This is a genomic window from Arthrobacter sp. GCM10027362 (genome assembly GCF_042679445.1).
Taxonomy (GTDB): domain Bacteria; phylum Actinomycetota; class Actinomycetes; order Actinomycetales; family Micrococcaceae; genus Crystallibacter.
On sequence record NZ_JBHTML010000030.1, the window covers coordinates 1 to 19,969 of the forward strand.

Sequence of the window (19,969 nt, forward strand, 5' to 3'; positions counted from 1 at the left end):
CGCTGGCTGGCCTGACCGGATCTGCGGCGGCTGTCAGGCGAAGGCCGCGTTCGCTGCGGCCGGCCTGCAAGGTCCGGGGAAAGAAGCGCTACAACTCTTGCCAGGGCGAGCAGGGCATCGTTGCGTTGCCGCAGGGTGGTCTTAGTACTCCAGTGGCAGCGGGGTGATCTCCGGGAACATAGCCTCGAGTTCGGATTCCTCCCACTGTTCGCCTGACGGCTCGTCGATGTCGAAGGCGCCAGGGTGGTCCGGGTAGTCGTTCCACATCTCCCTGCCGGTGAGACGGGTGTAGGTGTCGGAGGCAACGTAGGAGAGCAGTTCCGCCTCGGCGACTTCCTCCTCGTCGCCCAGGCGTCCGTCTGCGAGGGCCGAGGGGTCGTCCCGGACCACCTCGAAGTAGTCCCGCCCCTGCGCGATAACCCAGCTCCGGAAGTACTCGAAGCAGTCGTCCCCGCAGCCGTTCTGCAGCAGGAAGGCCGCGCCCCAGAGGTCCCAGGAATACAGTTCGTCGTGGTGCCGGGCGAACTCAATGTCGAAAGCGGCGATTTCGGCGGCGGGAAGCTCCGCCAGGCAGTGTTCCAGTTCGACCGTCTGCGTCTGGATTCTTCCACCCGAGGCATTTTGGGTCCGTTCAATGATCTCCCAGAAGCCGCCGTCGGCAATGAAGGCCACCCCGCCGCACGGTGCAGGCGCCGCCACCTCCTGACCGGTTCCGCAGCCAGCCAGCAAAATTACGGCAGCCAACAGCGCCGCCCAGCGCTTCTTCATCCCTCTCCCCCGCCAGTCGGCTGTTCAGCAGGATCCGACCGCGCGCCGCCGCATTCCCTTTGGCTTGGCCGGCCGGTCGCCGACGTACGCCCACAGGGCCGCGTCCAGGTCACCGTGCCGCCAGCCGCGAGTATCGGCTGCCGCCCGGATGGCCGAGGCAACGTAGTCGTAACCGCTGCTCGTTATGCCGGCCGCCTCCGTGATCGTCAGCAGTCGGCTGTCCACCGCCACCCCGATGGACAGGCCCGCCAGGATGTCGAAATAGTCCAGGGTCTTCGGCCCGACGTAGCGGACCGCATCCAGGGCAGCGCGCAGCCCGTGCCGCCGCGCAGGATCCTCCAGCGCCTCCCGGAGGTCCCCGGCCTCCTCGACCTGATGGTCCTTGAGGACCGCGGCCATGTCCTTGATCTGCTGCAGCCGGTCCGGCCCCCTCCAGTCGATCACCGCGGCCAGGTCGTCCGTGGCCAGGCACTCGAGGAAACCCGACGTCGTCTTCGCGTCCGGCCAGGCCTCCTTCAGAGCCCTAGCCCGCTTCCTCACGACCTTCTCGTAGTCCTGCCGGTGCTGCAGCGCGGCATCGGCCAGGTTGGCACCCATGTGGTCCCAGCCCTTCTCGACCCGGACCTCTCCGTGCACGCCGATCGAGTCCAGGTGGTCCAGCAGCAGGGCCGCGTCCGAGGCAACAGTCATGGCCGTATCCTCGCACGTCCGGGTCCGGTTTCACGGCACCCCCGTTCCCGGCCGTCGCGGCATAGACGCAGGCATGGCAGAGAACTGGAAAGACCGCCTCGGCAGCGACCGCGAAGCAAGCAGGAAGAACGTCCAGGACTGGATGAACGGACAGGGCGGGAAGATCCTGGCCGCCTGCCTGATCGCCCTGGTCGTCTTCGGCATCATCAAGCTCTTCCTCCAGGGATAGCGGTGGCGAACGGCACCTACGGCACCACGGCCGCCGGACTGAACAACGCTGCCTGGGCGAAGAACCAGGACGTCGCGAACATCGGCGCGGCCGGCGAGAAGCGCACCGCCCAGGTCCTCGACGGCTTCGCCGGACGGGCCGCAGTCCTGCACGACCTGCGCATCCCGATCCCGGGCATCAGCGCGAACATGGACCACGTCGTCGTCAGCGGCCGGCGGGTCCTGATCCTGGACTCGAAGGTGTGGAAGCCGGGCCTCTACTGGAGCCTGGCCGGCGCCAACCGGCGCGGCCTGGAGCGGGTGGTCCACACCGGGAAACGGACCATGGCGCATGAATCACTGGTCCGCTTCCTGGTCCATACGCGGGCCGAAGTGGTCCATCCGAAGCTGGTTGTCTGGTCCAGCCGGACCACCGCGCCGGTCCGGACCATCCTGTTCAAGGTGCCCGGGCGCCGGCGTGCTCAAAGGAGAAAAACCCGCGTCAGCACTGGGATCCTTCATCGGCCGGCATCCTGCCGACCGGAAGTTCGTGGACCGGCTGCGTAAGCAGGGGAACTTGATGTAGCCGGGGCCGAGTCCGTTGCTGGCCATGTTGGCCAAGGTCTTCGGGGCGAGGTTAAGCCAGCGGGCGGCCTCGATGCGAGTCATCAGCTGCTCGGGCTGGTCTTGGGCCGCGCGAAGCAGTCCCGTGTTTTCCTTTTCGTTCACGGGGATGCTCTATCCACCGGAATTCGCGACGGCCGTACGGATCGAGCTCCATACCGGGCTCAATTTTCGTAGTATTCCCGTAGTTATCGAAAAACGGGCCATGAAAAACCCCTCTCGCCAAGCGTTTCGCCTAGTCAAGAGGGGCATGGAGAGCCCCCTGCCGGATTCGAACCGGCGACCCCCTGTTTACAAGTTTTAGGCTCCCGGGCTGTTACGAACGATTTTCGCGTGTTTCCGGGATTGATCGCACCGTCTTCGAGCATCCGAGTGCAGATGGTGGCGACAAAATAGGGGGAATTTAGGGGGCTAAAAGTTCCGCCTCGGCGCGCCTCTTCAACCTCTTCTCTCTCCTAAGCTTCATCTCACGCCTCCGCTGCTGATTCGCTTCTTCGATGGCGCTGGCGCGTTCGAAGTCAGCTTCGATGGCCTTGCTCAGCTTGTCCCCGAGAGTCTCCATGGCTGGCACCCGTTTAGCAACGTACGTGCGCACGGTGAGCCCGATGTCGGTGTGTCCGAGCATCAGAGAGACCGTGGTTATATCGACTCCCTTGCTGAGCATCCACGTCGCTGCGTAATGGCGACACGCGTACCTGCTGATGGGGTCGGGGACGCACAGCGGCATTCCGTCCGAATCAAGCTCTGTCTCGTGGTCGTGGCAGAGTCCGGCCTGAATCAGGAGCCGTTTCCAGTTCGTCGTATCCAGTCGTGGGCGGATAGGCTGTCCATTCTCTTGAATGAACATAAAGTCGGTCTCGGACCCGTTCTTGTCCTTGAAGGTCTCCCACGTCTTACCAGCCTCTGCGCGGGCCTTTCGGTACCGGCTACGGACCTTGAGCTGTCTCCACAGGGCGTCCATGACGACGTCGGGAATCGGAAGCTGCCGGTTCGACGTGGAGGACTTCAGAGGGCTGATAATGAGTCCTCCGGAGACGCGGTCCTGCTGGAGCTGCTGCTTGACGGTCAGGGTCTTCCGCTTCCAGTCGATATGATGGCGTTCAATAGCCAAGGCCTCTCCCGGCCGCAGACCCATGTATAGGGCGATGAGCCAACGTGCCTCCTGATCGTGGTTCCGTAGGGCCAGACGGAGCTGTCCCACCTGTTCCTCGGTCAGTTCGGACACGTCGACCGTGTCGAGTCCGGGCCGGTCCGATTTGAAGACTGGATTGCCAGAGACGAGGCCGTGCTCGATGGCATACTCGTAGGACTGGTTCAGGAGGCTGTGGATGGTGCGCACGAGTGAGCTGCCGAGTCCCCTGCCTACGCGGAGTTCGGTGAAGAATTCGCGGATGCGGAAGCCGTCAATGATGCTGGCGTCGAGATCACCAATGCCGTACTCGGCATGGTTGATGTGCAGGCGCTGGGCATCCCTGTATCCGCTCGCTGTCTTGGGGCGGTGCGGCTTTTGGAGTGAAGTCGCCTTGAAATTAAGCCACCTGTCGATCAGGTCGCTGACTGTGGGGCTGGATGAGCCGGGAGCAGGCTTACCAGCTTTCTCAGATCGCTTCGCCCTGACCTCCTCAGGGTGATTTAGCAGGTGCCGCCGCTTTTCCTCGGCTGCCCGTTTCGATGCAGCGTGGAAGTACTCCCTCTTCCCGTCGACGGTAATGTAGCCTTTCCAGCCGCTGGCCGTCCGCGAAACCCTGCTGCCAGTCCCTTTACTCCTGCGCGGCTTCTCCTCCGCCACTGATCCCCCTGCCTATACGTACTGACGATGGGCTCAAGCGTATCGGTACAAGACAGACTGCCGGGCCAGAGCAATGAGGCCGCGTGAGAACGTGTCGCCGTCCGCACCACCGACACTCGCAGTCGACATCGGAGCGTATGCCGGAGGCAGGACGCGCGCTGCCGCTTTCCGCGCTGCCCTCTCAGAGAACGGGCGTTTTCGCTGCGCGTCGTCGCATCGGAATGGGGGCCGCACACAGGCAATCAGACGCTCGCCACCATGACCACGGCGGGCACTGACCTGCACGGAGGATACAGTGCACTTCTTCAACCGGTTCCGTCACATCTCGGCCTTCATGGTCCTGTCAGCCATCCGCAAGGTTGCCCGGGCCGTCCTGCTCGCCGCACACCGCATCGCCGGGATGTACCTCATCATTTTCATCGTCACCATCGTTCTGGGAGTACTCACTCAAACGCCCGTAGGCCAGTTCGTAGCAGCGTCGAGTACCGCCAACTCCGTACTGGACTGGTTGAAGAAGGCCGTACAGCGCCTCGACGCATGGGATGTGGCGCTGACGGCAACGAAACTGGAGTCCGCGTACGCAACAGCGTCGCTCGGCCTGCGGAAGGCCATGCGCTTCACTCGCCCCGCTCTCATGTGATTCGGGAACCGCGTCAAGAGCACCGCCGCTGCCGCCCGCAGGCTTATCCGGCGGATTCGCAACAGGTAAGGCTCGCCGCCGCGATTCGCGGTCAAAACGAGGCGAACTTCGGCCGAGTTGGCGCTCCGATCATTACCCCTACAGCGAACAACTTCACTCGCCCGTCGGGCGGCAGTTTCCGGAAAATCCCCAGAAAAACGAGATGTTGTGCCGTCAACAATATTGACGGCACAACATCTGGTTATTCACTCGACAGTCCTCTGCAAGCTGCTAGCACAAAGGGCCTTTTCGCCTCGCCGCCGCAGAAAATGAGCGTCCGATCCAACTGTAGGGTTCCGTCCGATAGCACCCATTGAAATCGGACAGGGAAGGCACATGGAAAGGCCAAACGCCATAGAGGAGGTTCACTCCACCATCACCATTGACCACCGCAACCGCGCCTGCATGCACACGCCCGAAACCGTCACGCTTTACGACCTGACGGCAGGTGTCCGCATCAAACAAGCCAAGGAGTTTGCCAAGGTCCTCAAATGGCGCGCCCGCCAGCGTGCGGCCAAATCCAGTGTCTTCTTCACGAAGGCGGCCAAGGACCGGTTTGAGCGCGCCGTTTTTGATCTAGACCTCTCCCGCTGGACCATGGACAACCCGCCGCGCATGGTCGTCCTCAAGTTCCCCGGAGACGGAATGCCCCGCAGCGTGGACGAGGCTGTGGGAGGACCGCGAAACCGCACCTACTGGTCCGACATCGCACCGGACTATAAGGCCGCGGTGAAGGCCCTGCGTCGATTCGCGAGGCGATTCAAGTCGGCGTACGGAATGAAACTCGACGCCATTTGGGGTCTGCAATTCCAGCGGTATGGAAACCCGCATTTCCACCTCCTGCTGACGGTTCCCGTGCATGCGGACGGCACTGAAATGCTCTCCAACCACCCACGCGGCCGCCGCATCGACTATTCCCGGCGGTTTAACCACCTCCGCTTCTGGGAATTCGTCGAGCGCACATGGGCTGACATTCTTGGCGTGCGGTACGACGTGTCCAACCCCGCCGAGCACGGCCGTGTGACGTTCACGGCCCGTGCCGACGAGGTCAAACCAGCAGATTCAATTCAGGACTATGTCGAACGGTTCGTGTGGTACCTGCGGCTCGACGACAAGGTGAAGTACGCGGACAAGCTCCATCAGCAGTTCGTCCCGCCGGAATGGGAAGGCCAGCAGGTCTCCTTCTGGGGCATCTTGGGATTCACCCACGGACGCCGCACCGCGGACGCCCCGCTGGTACTGGAATGCCGGACACAGGAGGCGGAGGCAGCCGTCCGCAGGTTCTTCGCCCGGCTGGCCGGAACACAGCCCGTCTATGAGGAATTCGACGGAGTAGCCGTCGACATCAGCTACTGGTCCAACGAGCGCCGGCGCCTTCGCGGCGGAAGCTTCTACCGGCCCCTGACCAATGACGAGATCATGGAACTGCGCCGTATCCTCGCCGTCGCCAACGCACTGCCCGACCGCGTGCTGCCCTCCGACGATTACCTTGCTACGTGGGAGGCCGAGACCTACCGGGAACCGATACGCCGTAACTCCGCGTACCTTACAGCCCTGCGTGCCGCCGCACCCGCAGCGTGGGAGCGCGACGACTGGGACCTCGACGCATATCTGGCCGCACAGGATGCAGCCGACGCCGCCGAACGGATCGCCGAGGACGCGTACCGGGACGCCATGCTGGCATTGGATGAGACGACCAATTCCGCAGACGCAACGGCCGCAGAACCCGTTTCCGGATGGGCGGCAGTCGATGCCGCCGGGCGCGACTGGGGTTGGCGCGAACAGCTCACGCTGGCGAAGAGCCTTGGATTCAGGAGCTGGCCCCAGCTCCAGTCACACCTCGCAGCCGCGGGACAAACCAAGCAATACGCAGACGCGTACGGCGGCTAGGAACCGTACAAGTTTCAAGTCGTACCGGTCTCGATAACAGGCCGCGATTTTCCCTGCCCGCGCAGCCGCGGTGCGTAGAAGCGAAGGAACCGAAGCTCTGCCCTGCTGCCCCGATCCCGCCGTCCACTACCGCGTCGGTGTCATTTTCCACGAGCTTCAGTGCCTCGGTCACAGGCTTGTGCACAGTACCGGCCAAGAAGTGAACACAGACTCTTAGTCTCTGTCCTCTCCGCTGGTCAGCGTCATTACAGCGGGTCGCGCCCATCCGAAGACCGCCGTGCCCTGATCTGGCGACGGCGGCATGCCGTAATCCGGGCCTGTCCGGGGCAACGAAGCTGGAAGGCCAGAGTGCCTATGGTCATCATCTATATGTAGTTCATAAGGGTGGGTCAGCCCGGTGTGACCGGGTTCTGCCTGCGGGCGGACCGAGCTGACGAAGCACCGCAGGACTCACCACCGGGCATGTCAATGCAGGCGCCGAACCAATACTCGATACGACAAGGACGGCCCCGAGGCCGACCCCTCATACCCTGCATGCATCCATGCCCGCGCCCGGTTACGGCCACGGTTCTCTCCGGCAACGAACGCTACGGGAGTTCGACCGGCATCAGGCCTGCATGCCGAGCAGCCCTGCGGCGACACCTCCGAGAAGCTGCCCTGCGGCGCCGGTTGCTGTCGAGGTCGTGAACCCGGCCACCCACCGCAGGGCCCGGCTTACCTTAGTGCCGTCGGTGCCCTCTTCGAGTGCGGACAGATGTTCCTCGGCGCGGGCGAGCTCGGCGGCCGAAAGGTTGAGCGTCCCGAGGACCTGCCGGACGGCCCGGCCCACCACTGCCGCTGCTTCCCCGTTGTTGTTGGTCGTGGCCGCCGACACGGTCGCACCGTGGCCGCCGACAGCGAGCGAACTGCCTGTCACCGACCCGATGTGGAAGACATGTCCGGGAGAGGGGTGCTGCCGGGATGCAGTGAATGCGACGAAGTCGCCGTCGAAATCGTCCAGACAGCTCTGTCCGTCTTCGGTGATGGCAAGGTCGACCCGGACCGGTGTTTGCCCGGAGCGGTACACCTCGCCTGCGGCCAGTTCCTGCGCCAGCAGGCTTCCGGCTGCCGACGCCAGTTCCTCAAAGGTGGCCCGCCCGCCGTCGATCCATGCGTGTGGTGCGGTCAGGAATCCTTCGGCGTTGATCTGCTCGGAAGGACCGGAGCTGTGCTCGTCGGTCCATGCCAGCAGCCGCCGCCGGAGCGTCTCCCGGCGTCCGCTGCGGTCCCTGCGGCGGGCGGTTGCGGCCTCCACGATCGCCCGGCCCTGACGGGAGACTCTGGCCATGGGCACCAGTCCACCGTCAACCTCGACGAGGTCCGCCTGTTCCATCTCCCGCATCCACGCGTACGCGGCATCCCGGTCTCCGATGACGTCCCGCACGGCCCGCACCGGATCGGTATCGGACCGTCCCCCGCCCGAGGCTGTGTGCAGCGCCGCCAGCGCTTCAAGGTCACGGATTTCCGAGGGTGTTGGAATTTGCAAGGCTTCCCTTTCGACTGCGTGTGGGTATCTGCTGCTTCTCCCAAGCAGTATCGGTCCTGCTTCCGACATTACCTGCGGGCACGACGTGCCTTCGTTCCCCAAACCGGCAGGGTCTGACCCAATGATCTTTTTCTCCCGCAGCACCTCTTCCGCCATGAGCGCGCAGGCGGCAAACTATGGACTCGTGGCCTACCTTGATCCGCTCTCCCCCGGCCAGTTCGCGGTCCTGCGGTGGATCAACTCCGGGTGTCCCGGTACCGATGCGCCGCCGGATCACCGGCAGTCCGCGGCCGTCCTTGAATTCAAGAAGCTGGTCAAGATCACCAAGCGCGGCGGGTGGCAGGCTGCACTCACCGACGGCGGACGCTACTACCTCAAGCACAACCGGATGCCCCCGCGCTACCGGATACCTGCCCCGCGCACCCCGGGCGGGAAGACCTTCCAAATCCCACGGCCCGAGATCGTTTACAACCCGCCGCGCCCGCCCGCCCCGCCGCCTCCACCACTTCAGGCGCCTGAAGCCGACAGGTACACGGTCCCGCTGCCCCGACAGGCCGACCACCCCATCGCCAAGAAGCTCAAGCTCAAGGTGGATGTCTGGAACTCCACCCAGCGGCGGCTCTTCCGCATCGTGCAGGCACTCATCAATACCGCCTTAAAGAACGGCTGGACTGTCGGCCCCGGGGCGAACCGGATGACCGATCCGGTTCTCATCATCGATGCCGGACACTGTCCCGTGTCCGTGTTCCTTCAGCAGCAAACCCGGTCCGTCCGATACCGGCCGACGCCGGAGGACCTCGACGAGGTCCTCCGGCACCCGCAGACCCACCTGCCGTTCAACACGGCCGAACTGCTGCCCCTGCTCACCCTCCGGCTGCACCCGGAGTTCCCCGGGCAGGGAGGACGCACCAAGTGGACCGAGTCGCAGACCCCGAACCTGCACGTGGTGCTCTCGCAGGTGCTAGAGGAAATCGAGGCCGCCTCCGCACGCGCCGACCGGCTCCGACGCGACCACGCGCACGAACTGCAACAGCGCCGCGAGCACTGGGCCAAACAGCGCGCCCGTGCCGTGGAACAGGCCACCGAGCAGGACCGCCTGCACCTGATGAACAACCTGTGCGAACGGCTGGACACGGTCGCCCGGATCAGACCCCACCTGCAACGGCTGGCAGCCGAAGCCGACAACCTGCCCACCGGACCGGCCAAGGCGAACGCTCAGGCATGGCTGGCATGGGCCGACTCGTACATCGCCGGACTGGAGCCCTCCCTCTCCGAACTGGTCCTGCCCCCGGCCCCCGACGCCGCGACGCTGGCACCGTGGATGGACGGGCTTGACCCCGCCCGTCCCCCGGACGAAACACTGGAGGACTACTATTTCCGCATCAAGTACGGCCGATAACACCACTCAGGCGTTACCGCGGCCACGCACATGGCGGAACATGTCCCCAGCCCCCCATACGCTGGCCTGACGCCTACGGGACGTCGCCCTCTTCGTTCCGCACCCGTCCCTGTTCAGTAATTTACCCACTGAGCCTGCGTGCCGGGTCCGGCGCCCTGAAGGACCGCCAGACCCGGCACGCTAACCCTTACCAGCCCATGGCGCGGCGCGTTGCGGCGACCTTCGCCGGGGACTTTTGCTTGGCCTCACCCGCTTTGCATGCTTAACTATGAACCTACGAAACGTGCAGGCAGGGGGACGCATGCAGTTGCCACAGAGGCTGGTCCGCACGGTCCGCCTGCCCGACCACCGGACTGAGACCCTGCTCGGACTGCGCCCGGAACTGCTCACCCTGCGGCGGCAGGTGGTGGTGGTTCAGTTGCATGCTTCCGGCTGGGACTTTGTGCCGGTCGAACACGTGGCCGGAAGAATCTACATTACCGGCGGCGAGGCGCTGCTCGTGGCACTGCACCGGCCGCGGTCACTCGACGCGGTGCTGGTCGGCGGGGTACATGACGGTACGGTGGTGCCGCTGTCCTGCGAGTGGCCGCCGCTGACGATAGGGGTGGAACCGGTCGGAGCATGGTCCTGCTGGCAGTACGCAGGCGTGCAGCGCGACAGCTCCGGGTGGTGGCGGTGGGCCTATATCCCGGCACAGGCCAAGGTCTGTCGCGCGGAGCAGGATGCCCACGATGCCGGACGCGTTCATAAAGTTGATGGCTGCGGTTTGTGCACGCTGGCGCGGTGGATCAAAACATCGTCGCCGCTGGCACTGCCGGACCGGATCAGACCGGACGACGCCGCGCTGTACGGCGAGGCGGCCCCGCACGCGACGACGCTGTGCACAGCATGCATGGCAATCGGATGCTAGGAGGCAGTGACATGGCATGGTCTCTCCGTGACCGACAAGGCCGCGAATGCACGGCGCGCGACATTGAGGCTCTGGTTGCTGCCGGTGCGCTGCATGTAGCGGAGAACCGTGTGGAGCGGGCCGACGGCGGCCCGGACATCATCGTGCGGTCCGAGTGGATGCCGCTCAACCGGGACGGCGGGGATGCCCTGTTCGAAACCCGGGTCCTTGGCGGCCGCGGCAGCGGGATCATCCGCTATTCGGCAGCGACAGAGGAGGAAGTGCTGGCCATTCACCGTGGGGTGGTCGGCCGGTTGCGAGAGCAGGAAAGATTGCGGCGTACCGGCGGGGCGGCCGCGCTGGATGAGGGGGTGCTCTGATGAGCGGCAGGCCGATCGAGGGCAGGATCATGCGTGCGGACAGCGAGCATGTGCTGCACGGTTGCCGGTGCTGGCGGGAGGACGCGGACCTGCTGCGGCACAGCCTCGTCGCGCTGCGCCGGTACCGGGTGGTGCACCGTGCGCTTCGTGCGGGCGTGCACGGTGCGCTGCTGGAGGGTGTGCTGTGAGCGGGGAGCTGGCCGGGCGTGTTTACCGGGACGGTACGCTGCCGTTGACGCTGGAGCAGATTCAGTCGGTGCTCGATGCCGCCGGGCAGCATGCGGTGATCGTACCCCTTGAGAAGGTGCCGGACGCGTATTTCGGCGTGCACGGCGGCGAACCGGTGGCGATCATCAGTCCGCCGCGCGGCGGCCACGGAAAGGCCGTCCCCTTCAACCATTCAATGCTGTCAGGGCGCCGGGCCCTGACGGCCGTGCGCGAGGCCCTTGGCGTGCTCAAGGCGCTGCGGGCTGACCAGCCGTACCTCCGCGAGCGGTACGAGGAGGCCCGGGACGTGTACCTGCGACGGCATCTGGAGCGGGAGCACGTCGATGACGGGGGCGCGCAGACGCTGGCCGGCGGTGCCCTGTGACGGGCCGAGACACCATGACGTACCGGACCGCGCTGCTGCGCCCGGTCACCGTCCCCGTGCCGCAGACCCATGAGGAAGCACTGTCCGTCATTGACACGATCCGGTCCCTGAAGCCCACGGAACCGCGGGAGCCAATCCTCCGGTGGCTGGTCGGAGGTCTCGTCGACGTCGGCGCCTTCTGGTCCCACGGTGTCACCGGCCCCGTGGACGACGACCTGCTGCGGTGGGCCTGCGAGCACCGCCGGTACCCGAAGCAGGCTTCGCTCCAGTTCCTCGACTCCGAGGTGACGTGGGACGAGGCCAAGGCGCCCTACGAGGACACCACGATGCCCTTGCGGGGCGGGGCCCTGTGAGGACTCAAACGCGCCGGGTCCACGGCTACCGGCTGACCACCATGGTCGGGGTCGAGGACTGGGACACCTCCCGATGGCTGGACCTGCACCGGGAACGCGGCACCGACCGGATCATGGTGCTGCATGCGGCGGGCCCGGAAATGTTGGTAGTCACGCTGAGCGCGTGCGTCCTGCACCGGTCCGACGTGTGGTGGCTGACGCAGTCCTATGACGCGGAAGGATACCGGCTGGAGGCGGACGGCGCGGAAACGCTCACCGAAGCCATGACGATGCATGCACGCATGGCCGCGCCGCTGGTCGCACGGCTGGAGGCCTTGGAACTGGCGGGACAGGACGGCATCGCCCCGGCATTCCTCGGCGGCGCGCTGTGACACGGTCCCGCGGACTGGTTTGTGTCTCGGTCCGACCTGAGCGATACTCCTACACGGGGTGCTCCCCCAAGGCATCGACCGGATGAATGGTCATCGTCGGAAACCGGTCCGTTCCGTCCCACGCCAATGTCCACGGAGTACCGTCTGGTTCCATCAAGGTCGTGATCAGTTTCCTGCCGTCCGTAATGTGTTCCAGAGGAGTGTTGAAGTGCCTTGCAAGCTCCGGCGCGAGATGAAGTAGTTGCGCGTCTTCAAGGACCCGTGGAGACGGCATGGGTATAGGGATAATTTCCCGCTGCCCATCGGCCCAAGCAACGACGAAGCGACGGTCTTGAAAGAAGACCAGCAATGTGTAGCAGGCAACCAGTGCAGCCTCTTTGAATTGGAAGGGGTGCAGGGCGAGCTGCTGAGCGGCTGCCAAGTGCTTTACCTCGATTCCGTTTTCGAGGTGACCCCAATCCTGAAGGGCCGCGATAACCGCAACGTCTCCTGAACGAATGGCGAGAAACGGGATACGGAACGAATCAATGTAGTCGAAGTTCAACCTCACATCTTCCGAGGTCTGACACTTGAAAACGAAAATGGACCAAGGGTTTTCACGCGCCGAGCTCCACGTAGAGCCACCCCTGACAGCCTGCATGAGCAGGTGGTGCATGGCAAAGCGATCCAAGTCGTCATCGCCGACGATCATGTTGCCGTTTTGGTCGCGACGATCAAGGAGGGTTCGCCGCTCCTTGATGAGCAACCCGTAGAAGAGCTTCGCGAGCCACAGAAAAAGTGTCTTCCGGTCGAGCTGTTTCACCTCGTCGTAACCGCCATCGAAGGCAGTTGCGACTTCCTTCTCCATGATTGACAAATACTGGCCGTTGCACTCCCGACAACACGGAATGGTGAGCTGCCTGTACTGCATGGTGGTCCCGTTCATGAGCGTCATCGATTCCGCCCACAGCCCGTGGCGATTCAACAACCATTTGGGAAACACGTGTTCCCGTGTGCGGTTTCGTTCCGTCAGTGGTGTCAGGCATAGAAAGCACTCATGCTCGCTGTAAGTCCACTTCTGTCCCTGCTCACGGGCAATAAATCGCTCCATCAGAGCGTCGGTTTCCACTGTCCAACCCCGCATTCCCCGGGCAGCCGCCGGTATTCGTGCCAACACTTCCAAGATTCATGCAGCAGGCTCATCCCCGGGCGACGACTTCGCGCAGTTGTGCAGGGGTTAGCCACGGCTTGCCGCGATGGATCATCCGGTGGCAGTTCGAGCACAATAGCGCCAGATCGGCCAGCCGCGTCTGCACCTCTCCGGAGACGTGTAGAGGAAGGATGTGGTGGATTTCGATGAAGTCCTGCCCGCGCGGTCCGTAGGTCACCCCAAAGTCGAAGGAGCACACCTCGCAGACAATGTCCCGCCCGGCGCGTTTCACGGCTTCAATCTTGCGCGCGCGGAGTTTGCGGCTGCGCTCCCGACGGAGGTGAAGGGCCAACAGAATCCGGCCCTCCCCTGCTTCATCCTCGTCCTCGAACCCGTCAAGGTCGGCTTGCCGGGTTTCGCCCCGTCCGAGCTCCTCGCGGATCGCGGCGGCCACGGCCCGCATCCGGGTCGTGTCGGCCAGAAACTCGCGCAGCACCTCGGCGTCGAGTCTGTTCCCCCGGGTCGGTATCCCGCGGTAGTCCGGGTGCTGCGTCGCAATATCCACCGTCTTGCGGGCCACGCCGTTGACGTTGCGGAATTTCTCACCCCTGCGTTCCACCGGATGAAGCGGACTGCTCTGCAACAGCCGGGACAGCTCAATCACCCTGACGTCCGCGGGTTCGAGGCCCTTCCACCCGTTGTCCCGCACCAGATCGCAGGCAAGGATGATTTCATCTCGGGTCCAAGCAGGCGGCTTCATCTCCCCCAATGGCATTCCTTTCCCTAGAGCGGGCGCCGTGCTGGACGGCGCGCCGCGATACGCCATCGATTCTGCCTGACGGGGCGGACAGTTCCCGCCGTTTAGACGGCAACCACCGGAGAAGGCGGACATATATGCAGGACGTGCCGAAAAACTTCCGGGAATGCGCCCGCTACTGTTACAGAGAGCGGCAACAATGCGGTCCACGCATCCACACCGGCAAACGGTGGATTCGTCAACGCCGCGGGTACCTCCGGAATTTTGGGGACGAAGGAGTACCCCTTCCTCCCATCCGTTACGGCCCGGCCGGGCCATCAAACTTAGGGGCTGATCTCATTGACAATGACCGGGCACACGGGTTGGTTCCATGGTCTGGGCGATGCCGCACGTCTGCGGATCGTCGAACTCTTGGCCCATCACGGCGAACTGAGCGTCAATCAACTCGTCTGTCAGCTCAATGTGCCCCAGCCTGCCATCTCGAAGCACCTGAGGGTGCTACGGGATGGGAACGTGGTCTGTGTCCGTAAGCAGGGGGTGCGCCGATTCTACAGCTTGGATACTGCCAGTATGACCTCGGTCCGGCACTTCCTCGCCAATCTCCCGCACACAAGCACCGTCTGAATCCGCAACATACAACTACCGGCTCTTCCCTTGTGCATCGGCAATACGTCCGGAGACCTGCCGCAACATAAGCTGGTCGGGTGGACAGCATCTGGTCGGATACCGAAATCAGGAATCCCAGCGAAGACCGTCTCGACCGGGGACCGTTCAGCGGCAAGGTCGCCGCCCTGATCAACAGCGTTCCGCCGGGAGCGGAGAGCACGGTTTTCGGCCTGATCGGCCCGTGGGGCAGCGGGAAATCGTCCCTGCTCCATCTCGTGGAGCAGTCTCTCGACAGCATCACGCCACTACGATTCAGTCCGTGGTCGGTGGCCGACGAGAGCGGCCTGCTGGCCGAATTCTTCAGCACGCTCATGTCCGGCAGCGACGTGTTCAAAACCAAGAAGAACCTAGACGTTCTGCTCTCGCTCGCGCAGAAAAGTCTCCCGGCGTTGGGAGCCGTCCCCCTCCCCTTCGCCGACAAGCTGGCGGAGACTGCTCAGTCGTTTATCAGCCCAACGAACTGGGACACCCAGTTCAAACAGATCGACAAAATCCTCAGCGAGAAGAACGAACGCATCCTTGTGATCGTGGACGACGTGGACCGGCTGCACGGCGACGAAGTCCTGACGCTGATCAAGACCATCAGGATGCTCGGCCGGTTCCGCAACGTCCATTACCTGCTCTCCTACGACCACGACGCGTTGGTGGATGCCCTGAAACCCAGAACCGGCGGACGGGCCCGGGCTGCGCAGTATCTGGAGAAGATCGTCCAGTACCCGCTGGCCATTCCGCCCGCACAGCGGATGCACCTGCGGAACCTGCTGTTCGAAGGTCTCGGCACGCTCTCCGAGGGGATAGCGTCCGGCCGCGACGAAGCGTCCTTCCACCGATTTGCATGGTTCCACGACGAGGTTGCCTACCGGTCCCTCTCCACAGTCCGTGCGGTCAAGCGGTTCGTGGCACAGGCCTCGCATTATCTCGACCTCATCGGCATCGACGAGGTCGACCTGTCCGACTTTCTGGCCGTCACGCTCCTGCGCCTGCATTATCCCGCCGTGTACCGGCAGCTTCAGCCGTGGAAGGACGATCTGTTGGGCACGGTGCCGCTGGGCTCCCACGGGGACGAGCTCCCGGATGAGTCGGCATGGGCCGACCGGTTCACCCGACTGGCGGGTCCTGATGAAGATGATTTGTCCATCATCACTGCGACCATGAAGAATCTGTTTCCCGGTACCGTCGGGCGGACACACACTCGCGAGCACATGCGGATCAGCCATCCCGATTACTTCGACCGCTACTTCGTCTTCGGCATCCCCGAAGGAGACGTGTCCGATGCCAATGTCATCGCCGACATCCACCGGATTCTGGAGCACGAGGGGGACGACTATGCGGGCGAGGACTTCAGCTCCACCTTCACGTCCCCGACAGGGGCTGTCGCAGCGCTGGAGAAGGCACAGCTCCATGCGAAACCCCTGATTAGGGACCCGGCCACAGCAGCCAAACTGGCCGAGTTTGTTCTGGGGATTCTGCCCACCCACGCATCAACGTCCCTGCCGTTGCCGCTTTCCACGTGGCTGGGAGACCTGATCGTGATGCGTCCGGCTTTTGAAGACACTGCGGGTCTGGAAGCAACCCTGCGTAGTCTGCCAGAAATCCAAGTCCTCCAAGACACCATCGCCCATGCCGACACGCTCCTTGCGCATGTGTTCGACAAGGACGAACTGCCCGACCCGGACTCGACAGCCCTGACGCAGCTTAAACAGGCAGTGTCCGGCATCGGCATTGAACAGCTCACGGAATTCGCCGCCGACCCTCCCACCCGCTGCAATCTCCAGCGCTTCTCCGCCACCTACAAACTCCTCAAGGAGTGCGGAACGCTGGATCAGGCCCGGATGAGTATCTCCGACGCGATTCGGCAGGGAGATTTGCCGCTCGTATCCGTCGCCCTGTACTTCGTCGGCGACATCATCAACGCATGGCCGTCTCAAGTCGCTCTCCATATAGAGGGCCTCTCGGTGCTGGTGAATGACGACATCCTATCGACGGCAGACCTCACTCCCCCACCAAATATCGCCGACTCCCACGAGTTTGACCCCAAGGTGGATGTTGTAGTGGCAACCATTCAGGCGATGCGGCGTCCGAGCACTGGAGAACCCGGGAACGGAGTGGCAGCCAAGGGAACATGATTAAGTGACTGCTGCATTTTCCATCCAAGGGTCTGTCAGTACATCCGCGGCCTCATCAGTCTCTGAGCTTTAGTAGTTCTCCGCTACGTAAGCGTACGTCTTGTCGAAGAGCGGGCCTGAGGTGTCAAGCAGGTACTTCTTCAGCACGAGCCTGATTTCCTTGCGGACAGCGCGGTCGCCTTCGCGCGTCTGGCTCCAGCCATCGTAGCGGACCTCCTTGACGATGCCGTCAATGTCCCGGACGACCTCCGAGACAAGCACAGGAGTGTTCTCCGGCTTGTATTCCTCCAAAATCTGGGTGAGGGCGCCGATATTGGGGTCCGGCAGGAGAGACAGTCCCTCCGCTCCACCGGAGTCCTCGGCTTTTTCCGCCTCGACGAGCTTCTGTGCCAGTTCCAGCAGCTTGCGTAGGAAGTCCACGGAGTCCTTCGCCCGGTGCAGGGAGGACTCCCGCAACTTTTCCAGCCGTTCCGACAGGGTCTTGTAGACCTGATGCTTGCCGTTGGCCCCTGCCAGCCGCTTGGCGAGCCGTGTGGCGATGTTGTCGATGACCTCATCCACGTCAATGGCATCCAGTCCGCCGTCGTCATCTTTCGGGCGATCGGCCAACCCAAGCTGACGCAGTTTGGCGATAGTTTCCTCATCCACGATGACGGCGTCAATGCCGCCGTCCGTCACCGTGACGTCCCCGATGTGGTCGTGCACGAGCTGGAGGGTTTTGGCCCCAAGCCTCTTCCATAGCAGCAGATTCGCGGTCGTGGAGGGCTTGGCAATGTTGTAGATGGACGCGAGCCAACGGTAGTCCTGCTTGTGTTCGGTCAACCGGGTGTCCGGGTACAGCAGCTCCCATATGCCGGAGAGCATGCCAAACTCCTCTGCGAACTTGTCCCGGTCCTCTCCCGGCGGGATACAGTTCAGGGCGTCCTGCAACGCGTCCGCGCTGCCGTCGTTGCGGTTGACGGTTTCGAACTGCCTCAGACACGTCTCCATAGCGGTTTCGAACTCCTCGAAGAGTCCGTCGATGTTGACGTTTTTGCCCTTGAAGTTCGGGTCGCTGGGTTTCAGCGCCCGGGCGATCTCGTCCCCGAGACCGAAGTAGTCGACGATCAGCCCGTATTTCTTTTCCTGTCCGGTCTTGGGGTTTTTCCATTTCCTATTGGTCCGGCTGATGGTTTGAAACAGGGTGTGCAACCGCATGGGCTTGTCCAGATACAGGACCCCCTCGATGGGTGCATCAAAACCGGTGCCGAGCTTGCTGGTCACGATTAGGAACTTGAGCGGGTCGTGGAAGTTCCGGAACCGGTCCGTAAGCGCGTTCGTCTGTTGGCGGGTGAGGTCGTACCGGCTCCAGTCCTTCGGATCATCCTTGGACCCGGCGCTCATGACAACGGCAGCTTCGTCCCGGACGTAATCCGGGTTGCGTACCAGTGCCTCTTGATGCCGTGCGTCCAGCAGCCTGTTGATCTCCTGCTCGAACGCCACGCATAGGGGCCGGTCGTAGGCGACGATCTGCGCCTTCATACCCAGCGGGTTGATGTGGGAGTAGAAATGCTCCACGATGTCGGCGCAGACCTTTTCCACCCGTTCCGGATTCGACATGATCGTGGAGAGCTTGGTCAGCTTGCCCTTGATCAACTCGACGCTGTCATCCGAGAGCTCCTGCTCCTCGGCGAAGGCTTCGAACGCCTCGTCGAGCAGTTCCTTGTGGATGCTGAATTCCACGAGCCGCGGCGCGACGTGTATGGGCACCGTGGTGCCGTCGGCGATGGAGCGCTCCGGCGTGTAAGTGTTCAGCGCCCAGCCATCATCATTGGGGTCACCGAACAGCTTGAACGTATTCCTATCCTTGTCCGCGATGGGAGTGCCGGTGAAGCCGAAGAATTGCGCGTTAGGCAGCGCCTCACGCATTTGCTTACCAAGCATGCCCTCGGTGGTGCGGTGCGCCTCGTCCACCAGTACGATGATGTTGTCCCGGGAGTTCAGCAGCCCGGCATCCGCGAACTTGTGGATGGTGGTCACGATGATGCCGCGCTTATCCTCGGCCAGTGCTCGCTGGAGGTCGGGAGTCGAGTCCGCTTGCAGCAGTCGGGGCAGGTCGGTGGTCTTGAACTGATTGAAGGTTTGGTCCACCAAGTCAACACGGTCGGCAACGGCGACAATCGTAGGGCTACGCAGCGCCGGTTCACGAATCAACTTGACGGCGGCGAAAGCCATGGCGAGAGTCTTGCCGGTGCCTTGGTTCTGCATCACCAGCCCCTGACGGCTGTCTTCGCTTAGAACGCGCTCGTGAATGGCTTCAACCGCCTCCACCTGCGGATAACGGGGAATGATCTTGTTGAGCTGCGTACGCCCGTTATTGTCGGTCTTCTCGTACAGGGTGAAGTCTGTGATGATCGAGAGCAGACGCGACGGGTTCAAAAGTCCCTTGACGCTGCTCTTGACCCGCTCCCAACCGGAAAGGTCGTACGGCTCGTCCGTGGAACCCCACATCTCCCAGTGGTCAATGGGGCACCGCACTGCGCCGTAATGGAACTCCTTGCCCTCGGTAGCGAAGGAAAGGACGTTGGTGGCGAAGAACTGCGGCTTCTGCACCTCGTACTTCTCATGGATGTCGGCCGCCCCATTGACCCACGATTTGTTGACCGGGGACTTGGTCTCCCCGACCACCAGCGGGATGCCGTTGACCCACAGGACGATGTCGAAACGCCGCTCGTTGCCCGGCACTCCGAACGTCACCTCGTCGGAGACGATCAGCGAGTTGTTCTCTGGACTATCGAAGTCGATCAGCCTGATCGCAGTATCGTTCGACTCGCCGACGAAACGGACAAGCTGCTCGCCGCGCAGCCACTTCATCATCTTCTGATTCACAGCGACCAGACCGTCTTCCGCAACGGACAGCACCGTCGCCTTGATCATCGGCAACACCAGATCGACCCGGGACTCGTCGTGAGCGATCAGTGGGTTGAGCCGGATCAGGGCGTCGACGAGATCATCGTCGATAAACACGTCCTCGAAAGGACGTGGCAGTGCTGATCCCGGTTCGTGCTTCCAGCCAATGTCAGCCAGAAGCCCAATAATGGGCTTCTGCACGGTGGCGGCTTCGTTGAAGACTGCGGCGCTCAAGATAATTCCCCC

Annotated in this window: 20 protein-coding genes; 13 read left to right on the forward strand and 7 right to left on the reverse strand. The window is 63.2% G+C overall.

Annotation, left to right across the window (positions count from 1 at the left end):
* Window positions 1–141: 141 nt before the first annotated feature.
* Both ACFQ36_RS07010 and ACFQ36_RS07015 read right to left on the reverse strand, forming a co-directional pair.
* On the reverse strand, window positions 142–699 hold the full coding sequence (locus ACFQ36_RS07010; protein ID WP_377011994.1) for a DUF4240 domain-containing protein: 558 nt from the start codon (window positions 697–699) through the stop codon (window positions 142–144).
* A 93-nt stretch (window positions 700–792) separates the two neighbouring features.
* Complete coding sequence (locus tag ACFQ36_RS07015; protein ID WP_377011996.1) at window positions 793–1,458, reverse strand: hypothetical protein; 666 nt, start codon at window positions 1,456–1,458, stop codon at window positions 793–795.
* Window positions 1,459–1,531: 73 nt separating this feature from the next.
* On the opposite strand from ACFQ36_RS07015, the gene ACFQ36_RS07020 reads away from it, so the two are divergent.
* Together ACFQ36_RS07020 and ACFQ36_RS07025 are read left to right on the forward strand one after the other, a co-directional pair.
* A complete protein-coding gene (locus ACFQ36_RS07020; RefSeq protein ID WP_377011998.1) occupies window positions 1,532–1,687 on the forward strand; it encodes a hypothetical protein in 156 nt (51 codons plus the stop codon).
* Between the two features lie 2 nt (window positions 1,688–1,689).
* Entirely contained in the window at window positions 1,690–2,232 is a 543-nt protein-coding gene (locus ACFQ36_RS07025) for a nuclease-related domain-containing protein (RefSeq protein ID WP_377012000.1), read from the forward strand.
* Window positions 2,233–2,692: 460 nt separating this feature from the next.
* On the opposite strand, the gene xerC is transcribed toward ACFQ36_RS07025, so the two are convergent.
* Window positions 2,693–4,078, reverse strand: a complete 1,386-nt coding sequence (xerC, locus tag ACFQ36_RS07030) for a tyrosine recombinase XerC (RefSeq protein WP_377012002.1) — start codon at window positions 4,076–4,078, stop codon at window positions 2,693–2,695.
* A 295-nt stretch (window positions 4,079–4,373) separates the two neighbouring features.
* Here xerC and ACFQ36_RS07035 point away from each other — a divergent pair, with 295 nt between their 5' ends.
* Both ACFQ36_RS07035 and ACFQ36_RS07040 read left to right on the forward strand, forming a co-directional pair.
* Entirely contained in the window at window positions 4,374–4,718 is a 345-nt protein-coding gene (locus ACFQ36_RS07035) for a hypothetical protein (protein WP_377012004.1), read from the forward strand.
* A 375-nt stretch (window positions 4,719–5,093) separates the two neighbouring features.
* Complete coding sequence (locus ACFQ36_RS07040) at window positions 5,094–6,647, forward strand: hypothetical protein (RefSeq protein WP_377012006.1); 1,554 nt, start codon at window positions 5,094–5,096, stop codon at window positions 6,645–6,647.
* Between the two features lie 607 nt (window positions 6,648–7,254).
* On the opposite strand, the gene ACFQ36_RS07045 is transcribed toward ACFQ36_RS07040, so the two are convergent.
* Complete coding sequence (locus ACFQ36_RS07045; protein WP_377012008.1) at window positions 7,255–8,172, reverse strand: hypothetical protein; 918 nt, start codon at window positions 8,170–8,172, stop codon at window positions 7,255–7,257.
* A 121-nt stretch (window positions 8,173–8,293) separates the two neighbouring features.
* Here ACFQ36_RS07045 and ACFQ36_RS07050 point away from each other — a divergent pair, with 121 nt between their 5' ends.
* The 7 genes from ACFQ36_RS07050 (at window position 8,294) to ACFQ36_RS07080 (ending at window position 12,156) form a co-directional block, all read left to right on the forward strand.
* Complete coding sequence (locus ACFQ36_RS07050) at window positions 8,294–9,571, forward strand: hypothetical protein (protein WP_377012009.1); 1,278 nt, start codon at window positions 8,294–8,296, stop codon at window positions 9,569–9,571.
* A 301-nt stretch (window positions 9,572–9,872) separates the two neighbouring features.
* Window positions 9,873–10,481, forward strand: a complete 609-nt coding sequence (locus tag ACFQ36_RS07055; protein ID WP_377012011.1) for a hypothetical protein — start codon at window positions 9,873–9,875, stop codon at window positions 10,479–10,481.
* Between the two features lie 11 nt (window positions 10,482–10,492).
* Window positions 10,493–10,840 (forward strand): hypothetical protein, encoded by a 348-nt coding sequence (locus tag ACFQ36_RS07060; protein WP_377012013.1) that lies wholly within the window; start codon window positions 10,493–10,495, stop codon window positions 10,838–10,840.
* A complete protein-coding gene (locus ACFQ36_RS07065) occupies window positions 10,840–11,028 on the forward strand; it encodes a hypothetical protein (protein WP_377012015.1) in 189 nt (62 codons plus the stop codon). The genes ACFQ36_RS07060 and ACFQ36_RS07065 overlap by 1 nt, the downstream gene beginning before the upstream one ends.
* Entirely contained in the window at window positions 11,025–11,432 is a 408-nt protein-coding gene (locus tag ACFQ36_RS07070) for a hypothetical protein (RefSeq protein WP_377012016.1), read from the forward strand. The genes ACFQ36_RS07065 and ACFQ36_RS07070 overlap by 4 nt, the downstream gene beginning before the upstream one ends.
* A 14-nt stretch (window positions 11,433–11,446) precedes the next feature.
* Complete coding sequence (locus ACFQ36_RS07075) at window positions 11,447–11,785, forward strand: hypothetical protein (protein ID WP_377012018.1); 339 nt, start codon at window positions 11,447–11,449, stop codon at window positions 11,783–11,785.
* Complete coding sequence (locus ACFQ36_RS07080) at window positions 11,782–12,156, forward strand: hypothetical protein (protein WP_377012020.1); 375 nt, start codon at window positions 11,782–11,784, stop codon at window positions 12,154–12,156. The genes ACFQ36_RS07075 and ACFQ36_RS07080 overlap by 4 nt, the downstream gene beginning before the upstream one ends.
* A gap of 49 nt (window positions 12,157–12,205) precedes the next feature.
* On the opposite strand, the gene ACFQ36_RS07085 is transcribed toward ACFQ36_RS07080, so the two are convergent.
* Together ACFQ36_RS07085 and ACFQ36_RS07090 are read right to left on the reverse strand one after the other, a co-directional pair.
* Window positions 12,206–13,264 carry a hypothetical protein gene (locus tag ACFQ36_RS07085; protein ID WP_377012022.1) on the reverse strand — a complete coding sequence of 353 codons (1,059 nt, stop codon included), beginning with the start codon at window positions 13,262–13,264 and terminating at the stop codon, window positions 12,206–12,208.
* A gap of 70 nt (window positions 13,265–13,334) precedes the next feature.
* Window positions 13,335–14,045 carry an HNH endonuclease gene (locus ACFQ36_RS07090; RefSeq protein WP_377012043.1) on the reverse strand — a complete coding sequence of 237 codons (711 nt, stop codon included), beginning with the start codon at window positions 14,043–14,045 and terminating at the stop codon, window positions 13,335–13,337.
* Between the two features lie 342 nt (window positions 14,046–14,387).
* Between ACFQ36_RS07090 and ACFQ36_RS07095 the strand changes: the two genes are divergently transcribed.
* On the forward strand, window positions 14,388–14,666 hold the full coding sequence (locus ACFQ36_RS07095) for an ArsR/SmtB family transcription factor (protein ID WP_377012024.1): 279 nt from the start codon (window positions 14,388–14,390) through the stop codon (window positions 14,664–14,666).
* Between the two features lie 80 nt (window positions 14,667–14,746).
* Window positions 14,747–16,834: a P-loop NTPase fold protein gene (locus tag ACFQ36_RS07100; RefSeq protein WP_377012026.1), complete on the forward strand. Its 2,088-nt coding sequence runs from the start codon at window positions 14,747–14,749 to the stop codon at window positions 16,832–16,834.
* A 69-nt stretch (window positions 16,835–16,903) separates the two neighbouring features.
* On the opposite strand, the gene ACFQ36_RS07105 is transcribed toward ACFQ36_RS07100, so the two are convergent.
* On the reverse strand, window positions 16,904–19,957 hold the full coding sequence (locus ACFQ36_RS07105) for a type I restriction endonuclease subunit R (RefSeq protein ID WP_377012027.1): 3,054 nt from the start codon (window positions 19,955–19,957) through the stop codon (window positions 16,904–16,906).
* Window positions 19,958–19,969: the final 12 nt, after the last annotated feature.